Here is a 13466-nt window from a genome sequence, read left to right as displayed (position 1 = left end):
AAGTCGGCGCTGATGATGCCCACGGCTTTTCGAGCGCGCAAAACAAAACCCCAACTGCTTTCGCAATTGGGGTTTCGGAATTTAATCTTGACGATGACCTACTCTCACATGGGGAAACCCCACACTACCATCGGCGATGCATCGTTTCACTGCTGAGTTCGGGATGGGATCAGGTGGTTCCAATGCTCTATGGTCGTCAAGAAATTCGGGTACTGACTCGTGACCTTTTGGTTGGCCTCGCTTCAGCAAATTGGGTATGTGACAGCTATCGGTGTTTTGTGAGCATCGAATTTTCGGTTCATTGCGTCTTCACACACCGCAATCTGGCCTTTCGACTCAAATTGCTTGGGTGTTATATGGTCAAGCCTCACGGGCAATTAGTATTGGTTAGCTCAACGCCTCACAGCGCTTACACACCCAACCTATCAACGTCGTAGTCTTCGACGGCCCTTCAGGGAACTCAAGGTTCCAGTGAGATCTCATCTTGAGGCTAGTTTCCCGCTTAGATGCTTTCAGCGGTTATCTATTCCGAACATAGCTACCCGGCAATGCCACTGGCGTGACAACCGGAACACCAGAGGTTCGTCCACTCCGGTCCTCTCGTACTAGGAGCAGCCCCTCTCAAATCTCAAACGTCCACGGCAGATAGGGACCGAACTGTCTCACGACGTTCTAAACCCAGCTCGCGTACCACTTTAAATGGCGAACAGCCATACCCTTGGGACCGGCTTCAGCCCCAGGATGTGATGAGCCGACATCGAGGTGCCAAACACCGCCGTCGATATGAACTCTTGGGCGGTATCAGCCTGTTATCCCCGGAGTACCTTTTATCCGTTGAGCGATGGCCCTTCCATACAGAACCACCGGATCACTAAGACCTACTTTCGTACCTGCTCGACGTGTCTGTCTCGCAGTCAAGCGCGCTTTTGCCTTTATACTCTACGACCGATTTCCGACCGGTCTGAGCGCACCTTCGTACTCCTCCGTTACTCTTTAGGAGGAGACCGCCCCAGTCAAACTACCCACCATACACTGTCCTCGATCCGGATAACGGACCTGAGTTAGAACCTCAAAGTTGCCAGGGTGGTATTTCAAGGATGGCTCCACGCAGACTGGCGTCCACGCTTCAAAGCCTCCCACCTATCCTACACAAGCAAATTCAAAGTCCAGTGCAAAGCTATAGTAAAGGTTCACGGGGTCTTTCCGTCTAGCCGCGGATACACTGCATCTTCACAGCGATTTCAATTTCACTGAGTCTCGGGTGGAGACAGCGCCGCCATCGTTACGCCATTCGTGCAGGTCGGAACTTACCCGACAAGGAATTTCGCTACCTTAGGACCGTTATAGTTACGGCCGCCGTTTACCGGGGCTTCGATCAAGAGCTTCGCGTTAGCTAACCCCATCAATTAACCTTCCGGCACCGGGCAGGCGTCACACCCTATACGTCCACTTTCGTGTTTGCAGAGTGCTGTGTTTTTAATAAACAGTCGCAGCGGCCTGGTATCTTCGACCGGCATGGGCTTACGGAGCAAGTCCTTCACCCTCACCGGCGCACCTTCTCCCGAAGTTACGGTGCCATTTTGCCTAGTTCCTTCACCCGAGTTCTCTCAAGCGCCTTGGTATTCTCTACCCAACCACCTGTGTCGGTTTGGGGTACGGTTCCTGGTTACCTGAAGCTTAGAAGCTTTTCTTGGAAGCATGGCATCAACCACTTCGTGTTCTAAAAGAACACTCGTCATCAGCTCTCGGCCTTAAGATCCCGGATTTACCTAAGATCTCAGCCTACCACCTTAAACTTGGACAACCAACGCCAAGCTGGCCTAGCCTTCTCCGTCCCTCCATCGCAATAACCAGAAGTACAGGAATATTAACCTGTTTTCCATCGACTACGCTTTTCAGCCTCGCCTTAGGGACCGACTAACCCTGCGTCGATTAACGTTGCGCAGGAAACCTTGGTCTTTCGGCGTGGGTGTTTTTCACACCCATTGTCGTTACTCATGTCAGCATTCGCACTTCTGATACCTCCAGCAAGCTTCTCAACTCACCTTCACAGGCTTACAGAACGCTCCTCTACCGCATCACTTACGTGATACCCGTAGCTTCGGTGTATGGTTTGAGCCCCGTTACATCTTCCGCGCAGGCCGACTCGACTAGTGAGCTATTACGCTTTCTTTAAAGGGTGGCTGCTTCTAAGCCAACCTCCTAGCTGTCTAAGCCTTCCCACATCGTTTCCCACTTAACCATAACTTTGGGACCTTAGCTGACGGTCTGGGTTGTTTCCCTTTTCACGACGGACGTTAGCACCCGCCGTGTGTCTCCCATGCTCGGCACTTGTAGGTATTCGGAGTTTGCATCGGTTTGGTAAGTCGGGATGACCCCCTAGCCGAAACAGTGCTCTACCCCCTACAGTGATACATGAGGCGCTACCTAAATAGCTTTCGAGGAGAACCAGCTATCTCCGAGCTTGATTAGCCTTTCACTCCGATCCACAGGTCATCCGCTAACTTTTCAACGGTAGTCGGTTCGGTCCTCCAGTTAGTGTTACCCAACCTTCAACCTGCCCATGGATAGATCGCCCGGTTTCGGGTCTATTCCCAGCGACTAGACGCCCTATTAAGACTCGCTTTCGCTACGCCTCCCCTATTCGGTTAAGCTCGCCACTGAAAATAAGTCGCTGACCCATTATACAAAAGGTACGCAGTCACAGAACAAAGTCTGCTCCCACTGCTTGTACGCATACGGTTTCAGGATCTATTTCACTCCCCTCTCCGGGGTTCTTTTCGCCTTTCCCTCACGGTACTAGTTCACTATCGGTCAGTCAGTAGTATTTAGCCTTGGAGGATGGTCCCCCCATATTCAGACAAAGTTTCTCGTGCTCCGTCCTACTCGATTTCATGACTAAGAGATTTTCGCGTACAGGGCTATCACCCACTATGGCCGCACTTTCCAGAGCGTTCCGCTAATCTCAAAGCCACTTAAGGGCTAGTCCCCGTTCGCTCGCCACTACTAAGGGAATCTCGGTTGATTTCTTTTCCTCAGGGTACTTAGATGTTTCAGTTCCCCTGGTTCGCTTCTTGCACCTATGTATTCAGTACAAGATAACCATCTTATGATGGCTGGGTTCCCCCATTCAGACATCTCCGGATCAAAGTCTGTTTGCCGACTCCCCGAAGCTTTTCGCAGGCTACCACGTCTTTCATCGCCTCTGACTGCCAAGGCATCCACCGTATGCGCTTCTTCACTTGACCATATAACCCCAAGCAATCTGGTTATACTGTGAAGACGACATTCGCCGAAAATTCGAATTTCTCAACTAAGAGAACTCACAAATTTTACCTTAGCCTGATCCGTTACCAGTGAAAGTAACGTTCAGTCTATCTTTCTATCACATACCCAAATTTTTAAAGAACGAACTAGTCAAAGACTAGAAATCAACATTCACCATCCACGCGATGGAATGCTCATTTCTAAGCTTTATACAAACAGAAGCAGTAGTGGTGGAGCCAAGCGGGATCGAACCGCTGACCTCCTGCGTGCAAGGCAGGCGCTCTCCCAGCTGAGCTATGGCCCCGTATTTCTACAGGCGTTTCCCACACAAAATTGGTGGGTCTGGGCAGATTCGAACTGCCGACCTCACCCTTATCAGGGGTGCGCTCTAACCAACTGAGCTACAGACCCAATTTCGGGCTGCTTCTTTCGTCTTCTTCAATGAATCAAGCAATTCGTGTGGGAACTTATGGAGCAGCTGATGTCGTCGATTAAGGAGGTGATCCAGCCGCAGGTTCCCCTACGGCTACCTTGTTACGACTTCACCCCAGTCATGAATCACACCGTGGTAACCGTCCCCCCGAAGGTTAGACTAGCTACTTCTGGTGCAACCCACTCCCATGGTGTGACGGGCGGTGTGTACAAGGCCCGGGAACGTATTCACCGCGACATTCTGATTCGCGATTACTAGCGATTCCGACTTCACGCAGTCGAGTTGCAGACTGCGATCCGGACTACGATCGGTTTTATGGGATTAGCTCCACCTCGCGGCTTGGCAACCCTCTGTACCGACCATTGTAGCACGTGTGTAGCCCAGGCCGTAAGGGCCATGATGACTTGACGTCATCCCCACCTTCCTCCGGTTTGTCACCGGCAGTCTCCTTAGAGTGCCCACCATTACGTGCTGGTAACTAAGGACAAGGGTTGCGCTCGTTACGGGACTTAACCCAACATCTCACGACACGAGCTGACGACAGCCATGCAGCACCTGTCTCAATGTTCCCGAAGGCACCAATCTATCTCTAGAAAGTTCATTGGATGTCAAGGCCTGGTAAGGTTCTTCGCGTTGCTTCGAATTAAACCACATGCTCCACCGCTTGTGCGGGCCCCCGTCAATTCATTTGAGTTTTAACCTTGCGGCCGTACTCCCCAGGCGGTCAACTTAATGCGTTAGCTGCGCCACTAAGAGCTCAAGGCTCCCAACGGCTAGTTGACATCGTTTACGGCGTGGACTACCAGGGTATCTAATCCTGTTTGCTCCCCACGCTTTCGCACCTCAGTGTCAGTATCAGTCCAGGTGGTCGCCTTCGCCACTGGTGTTCCTTCCTATATCTACGCATTTCACCGCTACACAGGAAATTCCACCACCCTCTACCATACTCTAGTCAGTCAGTTTTGAATGCAGTTCCCAGGTTGAGCCCGGGGATTTCACATCCAACTTAACAAACCACCTACGCGCGCTTTACGCCCAGTAATTCCGATTAACGCTTGCACCCTCTGTATTACCGCGGCTGCTGGCACAGAGTTAGCCGGTGCTTATTCTGTCGGTAACGTCAAAACCATCACGTATTAGGTAATGGCCCTTCCTCCCAACTTAAAGTGCTTTACAATCCGAAGACCTTCTTCACACACGCGGCATGGCTGGATCAGGCTTTCGCCCATTGTCCAATATTCCCCACTGCTGCCTCCCGTAGGAGTCTGGACCGTGTCTCAGTTCCAGTGTGACTGATCATCCTCTCAGACCAGTTACGGATCGTCGCCTTGGTGAGCCATTACCCCACCAACTAGCTAATCCGACCTAGGCTCATCTGATAGCGCAAGGCCCGAAGGTCCCCTGCTTTCTCCCGTAGGACGTATGCGGTATTAGCGTTCGTTTCCGAACGTTATCCCCCACTACCAGGCAGATTCCTAGGCATTACTCACCCGTCCGCCGCTCTCAAGAGAAGCAAGCTTCTCTCTACCGCTCGACTTGCATGTGTTAGGCCTGCCGCCAGCGTTCAATCTGAGCCATGATCAAACTCTTCAGTTCAAACATCTTTGGGTTTTTAAGAAACCCTAAACTTGGCTCAGCAATCGTTGGTTACATCTTTGATTTCTCGCGGAGTAACTTGTGATGCTGATAATCTTGTTGACTATCAGTCTGACTCCACAAGCACCCACACGAATTGCTTGATTCAGTTGTTAAAGAGCGGTTGGTTAAGATCTTTCGTCTCAACCGAGGCGCGCATTCTACAGCAGCCTCATTTGCTGTCAAGTGATTATTTTCAGAAGTTTTAGAAGATTTCTTCAACAACTTCAACCACTTGCGCCTCCGATCTCTCGTTAGCGGGAGGCGAATTCTACAGCGTTACACGCTGCTGTCAACACCTCTTTTTCTCCGCTTTCGACCGAGAAGATCGAAACGCCAATAGAGCCAAACAACACTGCTCTACCAACTCCTTCTGGGCTTCGATAAACTGAAGCGATCCGCTGTCGAATATTGCGTAACTCTTTGTTTACCAAGGAGTTTTCCGTTTCGACTGCGCCGGAAGTGGGGCGAATTATAGACTTCTGGAATCTGCCGTCAACCACTATTTTCATATTTCTGTCGCACTGGTCAAAAAATGCCCAAAAACACGAAAGCCGGCCCTAATGGGCCGGCTTTCCGCCTACCTAATGAGGGCTAAAGGCTGGGAAAAGCAAACTGTGACGCTTCATGACTGGCCCGCTGCGGCCAACGCTGGGTAATCGCCTTGCGCCGAGTGTAAAACCGCACACCATCCGGCCCATACGCATGCAAATCGCCAAACAGCGAACGCTTCCAACCACCGAAGCTGTGATAGGCCACCGGCACCGGCAGTGGAACGTTCACACCCACCATGCCCACTTCGATTTCGTCACAGAACAGACGTGCCGCCTCACCATCGCGGGTGAAGATACAAGTGCCGTTGCCATACTCGTGATCATTGATCAGTTGCATCGCAGCTTCCAGGCTGTCCACTCGGACCACGCACAACACCGGCCCAAAGATCTCTTCTTTATAGATACGCATCTCAGGGGTTACGCGATCAAACAGGCTACCGCCCAGGAAGAAGCCCTGCTCATGACCGGCAACACTCAACCCGCGACCATCGACCACCAGCTCAGCGCCGGCAGCCACGCCGTCTTCTATATAGCCGCTGACCTTCTCCCGGGCCTGCCCAGTGACCAACGGCCCCATATCCAGGCCGCAAGACGTGCCTGCGCCAATCTTCAATGCCTTGACCTGCGGCACCAACTTGGCAATCAAAGCATCGGCGACCTGGTCCCCCACGCACACCGCCACCGAGATCGCCATGCAACGCTCGCCGCATGATCCGTAGGCAGCCCCCATCAAGGCACTGACCGCGTTATCCAGATCGGCGTCCGGCATCAATACCGCGTGGTTCTTCGCTCCACCCAGCGCCTGTACGCGCTTGCCGCGTTTGGTCGCTTCGGAATAGATGTACTCAGCAATCGGCGTCGATCCTACAAAGCTCAATGCTTTTACTTCAGGCGCTTCGATCAACGCATCCACCGCCCCTTTGTCTCCGTGCACCACATTGAGGACGCCTCTGGGCAGACCGGCTTCTTGCAACAGTTGTGCGATCAGCAGCGTCGAACTTGGATCGCGCTCCGAAGGTTTGAGAATGAAGCAATTGCCGCAGACGATCGCCAACGGGTACATCCACAAAGGCACCATCGCCGGGAAATTGAACGGCGTAATACCGGCCACTACACCCAGGGGCTGGAAGTCCGACCACGCATCGATGTTCGGCCCAACGTTACGGCTGTATTCGCCCTTGAGAATCTCCGGCGCCGAGCACGCATACTCGACGTTTTCGATCCCGCGCTTGAGCTCGCCGGCGGCGTCTTCCAACGTTTTGCCATGCTCCTCGCTGATCAACTGCGAGATGCGGGCTTCGTTCTGCTCCAGCAATTGCTTGAAACGAAACATCACCTGAGCGCGCTTAGCCGCCGGCGTATTGCGCCAGGCCGGAAAGGCCGCCTTCGCTGAGTCGATTGCACGCTGGATAGTTTCACGGCTGGCCAACGGCACTTGGTGAATCACCTGGCCAGTGGACGGGTTGTACACATCGGCGCTGCGACCGCTGTCGTTGACCAACTCGCCATTGATCAAATGCTGGATAAGGCTCATGCAGGGCTCCTGAAAAGTTGTTCTATATAGAAGGAGAAATCAGTCGATTTTGTTCAGCACGTCGCCGACCGCGTCGAACAAGCGATCCAAGTCCTGCGGCTTGCTGTTGAAGGTTGGCCCGAACTGAAGCGTGTCGCCACCAAAGCGCACGTAGAACCCCGCCTTCCACAAAGCCATGCCGGCCTCGAATGGACGCACAATGGCGTCTCCGTCACGCGGGGCGATCTGGATCGCGCCGGCCAGGCCATAGTTGCGAATGTCGATTACGTTCTTGCTGCCCTTCAAACCGTGCAGCGCATTCTCAAAGTGCGGAGCGACTTCGGCTACGCTCTGCACCAGGTTTTCCTTCTGCAACAGGTCCAACGCCGCCAAGCCCGCCGCGCAAGCGACCGGGTGCGCCGAGTAGGTGTAGCCGTGGGGGAATTCCACTGCGTACTCCGGCGTCGCCTGGTTCATGAAGGTTTGATAGATCTCGCTGCTGGCAATCACTGCGCCCATGGGGATCGCGCCGTTGGTGACTTGTTTGGCGATGCACATCAAGTCCGGGGTCACACCAAAGCTGTCCGCACCGAACATCGAGCCGGTGCGGCCGAAACCGGTGATCACTTCATCGAATACCAGCAGGATATTGTGCTGATCGCAGATCTCCCGCAGACGCTTGAGGTAACCCTGTGGCGGCACCAGCACGCCCGCCGAACCGGCCATTGGCTCGACGAACACCGCGGCGATGTTCGACGCGTCATGCAGCTCGATCAACTTGAGCAACTCATCCGCCAAGGCGATGCCGCCCTGCTCAGGCATGCCGCGGGAAAACGCATTGCTTGCCAGCAAGGTGTGCGGGAGATGGTCAACATCCATCAGCGCCTGGCCAAACATCTTACGGTTACCGTTCACACCGCCAAGGCTGGTGCCGGCGATGTTCACCCCGTGATAACCCCGTGCGCGGCCTATCATCTTGGTCTTGGTAGCCTGGCCTTTTAAGCGCCAGTAAGCCCGCACCATCTTCACTGCGGTGTCGGCGCACTCGGAGCCAGAATCGGTGAAAAACACATGATTGAGGTTTCCGGGGGTCAGATCGGTAATCTTTTCCGCCAGTTGAAAGGACAGCGGATGACCGTATTGGAAACCCGGCGAGTAGTCCAAAGTGCCCAATTGCTTGGCCACCGCGTCCTGAATTTCTTTGCGGGTGTGCCCGGCGCCGCAGGTCCACAGACCTGATAACGAATCGTAGACCTTGCGCCCCTTGTCATCCGTCAGCCAGCTACCCTCTGCGGCCACGATCAGGCGTGGATCGCGCTGGAAATTACGGTTAGCGGTATACGGCATCCAATGCGCATCCAACTTGAGTTGGCTGGCCAGGGACGAAGGGGCGTTTTCGGGCATGTTCATCAGCAAAACCTCGCAGGGCAAAAGGCAGCGTCGGGATTGAAAGCGTTCTTGCAGCTAAATTGCCATGGCGATAAAGTCGGTGAAATCCAACTTTTCTAACCTTCAGTCAGGGCTTCACTAAACTATGAGCATCCGTCGTCCCGATCCTCTGGCTCAAGTCAGCGACTTCGATATCCGCTTATTGCGCATCTTTCGCAGCGTGGTGGAATGCGGCGGGTTCTCGGCGGCAGAAACCGTGCTCGGCATCGGGCGCTCGGCCATCAGCCAGCAAATGAGCGACCTTGAACAGCGGCTGGGATTGAGGCTCTGCCAGCGTGGCCGCGCGGGGTTTTCGCTCACGGAGGAGGGGCGCGAGGTGTACCAGTCGGCCCTGCAGTTGTTGAGCGCGCTGGAAAGCTTTCGCACCGAGGTCAACGGCCTGCACCAGCACTTACGCGGCGAATTAATCATCGGTCTCACCGACAACCTTGTCACCCTGCCTCACATGCGCATCACACACGCCTTGGCACAATTGAAGGAACGGGGCCCGGACGTGCAGATTCAGATCCGCATGATCGCGCCCAATGAAGTGGAGCAAGGCGTACTCGACGGCCGCCTGCATGTGGGAGTTGTGCCCCAAGCCAGCGCGCTGTCCGGCCTGGAATACCAGCCGCTCTACAGCGAACGTTCGCTGCTTTACTGCGCAGTCGGTCATCCGCTGTTCTATGCCGACGACAAAGCGCTGGACGACACCCGCATCGATAGCCAGGACGCAATCGCCCCGACCTTTCGCCTGCCCGCAGACATCCAGGCTCACTACCAGGCGCTCAACTGCACCGCCAGCGCGTCGGACCGCGAAGGCATGGCGTTTCTGATCCTCACTGGTCGTTATATCGGCTATTTACCTGATCACTACGCCAACCTATGGGTACAACAAGGCCGACTGCGTGCGCTGAAACCGGCTACACGTTTTTACGATTTGAGCCTGGCATCGGTCACGCGCAAGGGCCGTCGCCCTCATTTGGTGCTGGAAAGCTTTCTCGACAGCTTGGCTGCAACACGCTAAATCGGGCCTCGGCGCAAAAGCTGAGCAACTGGACAGCTTTTTGCAAGGGCATCAGGACCTAGAACCGTCCGCCTTGAGTTTGCCCGCCATGCCACCAGAATCCTCCAGCCCCAGCGACCTGATCTACGGCCTCAACGACCGCCCAAAACCCGCCCCCGCCCTATTGGCCGCCTTGCAGCATGTGTTGGCCGCCTTCGTCGGTATCATCACTCCGCCGCTGATAATCGGCTCCACCCTCGGCCTTACCGCGCATTTGCCCTACCTGATCAGCATGGCGTTGATGGTTTCCGGTGTGGGCACCTTCATCCAAGCGCGTAGGCCGTTTGGTATCGGCGCCGGAATGATCTGCCTGCAAGGCACCAGCTTTGCGTTTCTCGGCGCTGTGCTGTCAGCCGGTTTTCTGGTCAAGCAACGCGGCGGCAGCCCGGAAGACATCATGGCGATGATCTTCGGCGTGTGCTTTTTCGGCGCGGCCGTGCAGATCGTCCTCAGCCGCTTCATCGGGCAGTTGCGCCGGGTAATTACGCCGCTGGTCACCGGCATCGTGATAACACTGATCGGCATCAGCCTAATCAAAGTCGGCATTACCGACCTGGGCGGCGGTTTCAACGCCGCCGATTTCGGCGCTCCGACCAACCTGGCATTGGGGCTGTTCGTGGTGCTAACGATCATTCTGCTCAATCGCTCGAACACACCGTGGGTGCGGCTTTCGGCGATTGTCATCGGCCTGGCCCTGGGCAGTCTGGCGGCCTGGTTCAGCGGCAAACTGGTGCCTCAGGCCTTGCCGGACTTGCCTCTGGTCAGCTTGCCGATACCGTTTCGGTTTGGTTTCAACTTCGACTGGAGCGCTTTCCTGCCGATTGCGCTGATCTATCTGATCAGCAGCATCGAAACTGTCGGCGACCTGACTGCCAATTGCATGATCGCCCGCCAACCCATCAGTGGCCCTTCCTATATAAGCCGGCTCAAAGGCGGCGTGCTGGGTGACGGGGTGAGCTGCATGATCGCCGCCACCTTCAGTGCGTTCCCCAACACTACCTTCGCGCAGAACAACGGGGTGATCCAACTCACCGGCGTCGCCAGCCGTTACGTCGGCTTATATATCGGCGTGGTGCTGTTCTGCCTCGGTTTGTTTCCGCTGATTGGGGCCGTGCTGCAGCAAATCCCCAAGCCGGTATTGGGCGGCGCGACCCTGGTGATGTTCGGCAGTGTCGCCGCCGCCGGGGTGCGCATCCTCGCGCAGGCGCCACTGGACCGGCGCAGCATGCTGATCATCGCAACTTCGTTCGGCGTCGGCCTGGGGATCGCTGCCCAGCCAAACCTGCTACACCTGATGCCCGCGCTGATACAGAATCTGTTCGATTCCGCCATCACCAGCGGCGGCCTGACCGCGATTGTGTTGTGCGTGCTATTGCCGGAGGCCAAAACCCCCGGCACCGCCGTAAACCACGCAACCGAAAGCGACACGCTGGAGCCGCTTTGACGGTTTTATTGCATCGGGACTTGTCTGGGGCTTGAGGGTGGGTTATCTGTGCACACGTCGTCTCTATCGATCAGCACGGTAATCTCCATGAGCCTCGAAGTTCCTGCCCACAGCCACCACGCCGGTAAGCCCGCCAGCCGCATCCGGCAAAAGAACGAACAAGCGATTCTCCAGGCTGCTGAGGATGAGTTCGCGCGCCATGGCTACAAGGGCACCAGCATGAACACCATTGCTGCCAGCGCCGGGCTGCCCAAGGCCAACTTGCACTACTACTTCACCAATAAGCTGGGCCTGTATATCGCGGTGCTCAGCAATATCCTCGAGCTATGGGACAGCACCTTCAACACGCTGACCGCCGAGGACGATCCCGCCGAGGCCCTGACCCGCTACATCCGCACCAAGATGGAGTTCTCACGGCGCCAGCCCCAGGCCTCGCGGATCTTCGCCATGGAAATCATCAGCGGCGGCGAATGCCTCACCGAATATTTCAGCCAGGACTACCGCGCCTGGTTCAGCGGGCGTGCGGCGGTGTTCCAGGCCTGGATCGACGCCGGCAAAATGGACCCCGTGGACCCCGTACACCTGATCTTCCTGCTGTGGGGCAGCACCCAGCACTACGCCGATTTCGCTACCCAGATCTGCCGCGTCACCGGGCGTACGCGCCTGACCAAACAAGACATGGAAGACGCCGGCACCAACCTGATCCATATCATTCTCAAAGGCTGCGGCATCAAGCCGGCCCTCTAGACGAAGCAACCTATGCCTTTCACGCTCACCGGCCTTTGCGAATTTCGTGAAGAGATACGCAAAAGCCGCTTCATCACCCTCGCTGTACCGATCACCAGCCCACAGGACGCCCAGGCGTTTTTTCAGGAGCACAGCGTTCTCGATGCCACGCACAACTGCTGGGCCTGGAAATTGGGCGATCAATACCGAAGCAACGACGACGGCGAACCCGGCGGCACGGCCGGGCGGCCGATCCTGGCCGCCATCGAGGCCCAAGGTTTTGACCAGGTCGCCGTGCTGGTCATCCGCTGGTACGGCGGTATCCAACTGGGCACCGGTGGGCTTGCCCGTGCCTATGGTGGTGGCGCGAATAAATGCTTACAAAACGCCGAGCGCATCGAGCTGATCAGCCGCGTGCCGTTGCGCTGTGCGTGCGGCTTCTCCGAATTGAACCTGGTCAAACTGCGCGTGGCCGAATTGGGCGGGCTGGTGGTGGAAGAAACCTTCACCGCCAATGGTGTCGAACTGCAACTGGCCCTGGGGGAAGCGCAGATCGAAACCCTGCAAACCCAGCTCGCCGACTTGAGCCGTGGCCGCATCCTCCTGCAACGCTGAAACTGCTACTGTTGTGCGCTGAATCTCCCTGAACCGCGATTTCAAAGGAAGCCTTTCATGTCTACGCCAAAAACCGCACTGATCATCGGCGCCTCCCGTGGGCTGGGTCTTGGCCTGGTCAAGCAACTGCTCCAGGACGGCTGGGACGTGACCGCCACCGTGCGCGATCCGAGCAAAGCCGATGCGCTGAAAGCCGTTGGCCCGGTACAGATCGAGAAACTCGACATGGACGATCAACAAGCCGTGATCGCCCTGAACCAGCGCCTCAAAGAGCGCACCTTCGATCTGCTGTTCATAAATGCCGGCGTCAAAGGCCCGGACAATCAGGAGCCCGGCCACGCCACCCTGGCCGAAGTCGGCCAGCTGTTCTTCACCAACGCCGTAGCGCCGATCAACCTGGCCCAGCGTTTTGTCGGGCAGATCCGCAAAGACAGCGGTGTGTTGGCGTTCATGAGCTCGGTACTGGGCAGCGTCACCATTCCCGACGGTTCGGAGATGGCGCTGTACAAAGCCAGTAAGGCTGCGCTCAATTCCATGACCAACAGCTTTATCACCCAATTGGGCGACCATCGGCTAACGGTGCTGTCGATGCACCCGGGCTGGGTCAAAACCGATATGGGCGGCGAAAACGCCCATATCGATGTCGATACCAGCGTGCGTGGCCTGGTGGATCAAGTGAATGCCTTCGCCGGCAAAGGTGGCCATCATTTCGTGGACTACAAAGGCGACACAATCGCCTGGTAAGTACACACGAAGAAAATGTGGGAGGGACTTATCCTTCCCAC

The 13466-nt window shown here is 55.9% G+C and carries 7 protein-coding genes, 2 tRNA genes and 3 rRNA genes; 5 read left to right on the top strand and 7 right to left on the bottom strand.

Going from position 1 to position 13466, the window contains the following annotated elements; all coding sequences use genetic code 11:
• Positions 1 to 85 precede the first annotated feature (85 nt).
• From rrf to aptA, 7 genes are all read right to left on the bottom strand, one after another.
• A 5S ribosomal RNA gene (gene rrf / locus FIV35_RS02185) occupies positions 86 to 201 on the bottom strand.
• 155 nt (positions 202 to 356) lie between these two features.
• Positions 357 to 3248 (bottom strand): 23S ribosomal RNA (locus FIV35_RS02180).
• Positions 3249 to 3495: 247 nt separating this feature from the next.
• Positions 3496 to 3571, bottom strand: a tRNA-Ala gene (locus FIV35_RS02175).
• A gap of 30 nt (positions 3572 to 3601) precedes the next feature.
• Positions 3602 to 3678: transfer RNA gene (locus FIV35_RS02170), tRNA-Ile, on the bottom strand.
• 81 nt (positions 3679 to 3759) lie between these two features.
• Positions 3760 to 5296 (bottom strand): 16S ribosomal RNA (locus FIV35_RS02165).
• Together the 16S, 23S and 5S rRNA genes with 2 tRNA genes alongside form the textbook arrangement of a ribosomal RNA operon.
• Before the next feature lie 633 nt (positions 5297 to 5929).
• Complete coding sequence (locus FIV35_RS02155) at positions 5930 to 7423, bottom strand: CoA-acylating methylmalonate-semialdehyde dehydrogenase (RefSeq protein ID WP_034136750.1); 1494 nt, start codon at positions 7421 to 7423, stop codon at positions 5930 to 5932.
• A 39-nt stretch (positions 7424 to 7462) separates the two neighbouring features.
• The gene (gene aptA, locus FIV35_RS02150) at positions 7463 to 8812 is read right to left on the bottom strand and encodes an omega-aminotransferase AptA (RefSeq protein WP_034136749.1); all 1350 of its coding nucleotides are present in this window, start codon (positions 8810 to 8812) and stop codon (positions 7463 to 7465) included.
• Between the two features lie 124 nt (positions 8813 to 8936).
• On the opposite strand from aptA, the gene FIV35_RS02145 reads away from it, so the two are divergent.
• The 5 genes from FIV35_RS02145 to FIV35_RS02125 all read left to right on the top strand — a co-directional run bounded on the left by FIV35_RS02145 (position 8937) and on the right by FIV35_RS02125 (position 13425).
• On the top strand, positions 8937 to 9857 hold the full coding sequence (locus FIV35_RS02145) for a LysR family transcriptional regulator (protein WP_034095736.1): 921 nt from the start codon (positions 8937 to 8939) through the stop codon (positions 9855 to 9857).
• Positions 9858 to 9945: 88 nt separating this feature from the next.
• The gene (locus FIV35_RS02140; RefSeq protein ID WP_034136748.1) at positions 9946 to 11340 is read left to right on the top strand and encodes a uracil-xanthine permease family protein; all 1395 of its coding nucleotides are present in this window, start codon (positions 9946 to 9948) and stop codon (positions 11338 to 11340) included.
• Between the two features lie 87 nt (positions 11341 to 11427).
• The gene (locus FIV35_RS02135) at positions 11428 to 12087 is read left to right on the top strand and encodes a TetR/AcrR family transcriptional regulator (RefSeq protein WP_034095734.1); all 660 of its coding nucleotides are present in this window, start codon (positions 11428 to 11430) and stop codon (positions 12085 to 12087) included.
• Between the two features lie 12 nt (positions 12088 to 12099).
• Positions 12100 to 12681 (top strand): IMPACT family protein, encoded by a 582-nt coding sequence (locus tag FIV35_RS02130; RefSeq protein ID WP_034111623.1) that lies wholly within the window; start codon positions 12100 to 12102, stop codon positions 12679 to 12681.
• A 57-nt stretch (positions 12682 to 12738) separates the two neighbouring features.
• Positions 12739 to 13425, top strand: a complete 687-nt coding sequence (locus tag FIV35_RS02125) for an SDR family oxidoreductase (protein ID WP_034111622.1) — start codon at positions 12739 to 12741, stop codon at positions 13423 to 13425.
• Positions 13426 to 13466: the final 41 nt, after the last annotated feature.

This window comes from Pseudomonas rhodesiae (assembly GCF_007858255.1).
GTDB lineage: Bacteria > Pseudomonadota > Gammaproteobacteria > Pseudomonadales > Pseudomonadaceae > Aquipseudomonas > Aquipseudomonas rhodesiae.
Note: the sequence above shows the minus strand (reverse complement) of the source record. Positions and strands in the feature narration are given on the sequence as shown.

Excerpts from the sequence above, each read along its gene's own strand:
- FIV35_RS02155 (WP_034136750.1), bottom strand. The coding sequence starts at position 7,423 with ATGAGCCTTATCCAGCATTTGATCAATGGCGAGTTGGTCAACGACAGC.
- aptA (WP_034136749.1), bottom strand. The coding sequence starts at position 8,812 with ATGAACATGCCCGAAAACGCCCCTTCGTCCCTGGCCAGCCAACTCAAG.
- FIV35_RS02145 (WP_034095736.1), top strand. The coding sequence starts at position 8,937 with ATGAGCATCCGTCGTCCCGATCCTCTGGCTCAAGTCAGCGACTTCGAT.
- FIV35_RS02140 (WP_034136748.1), top strand. The coding sequence starts at position 9,946 with ATGCCACCAGAATCCTCCAGCCCCAGCGACCTGATCTACGGCCTCAAC.
- FIV35_RS02135 (WP_034095734.1), top strand. The coding sequence starts at position 11,428 with ATGAGCCTCGAAGTTCCTGCCCACAGCCACCACGCCGGTAAGCCCGCC.
- FIV35_RS02130 (WP_034111623.1), top strand. The coding sequence starts at position 12,100 with ATGCCTTTCACGCTCACCGGCCTTTGCGAATTTCGTGAAGAGATACGC.
- FIV35_RS02125 (WP_034111622.1), top strand. The coding sequence starts at position 12,739 with ATGTCTACGCCAAAAACCGCACTGATCATCGGCGCCTCCCGTGGGCTG.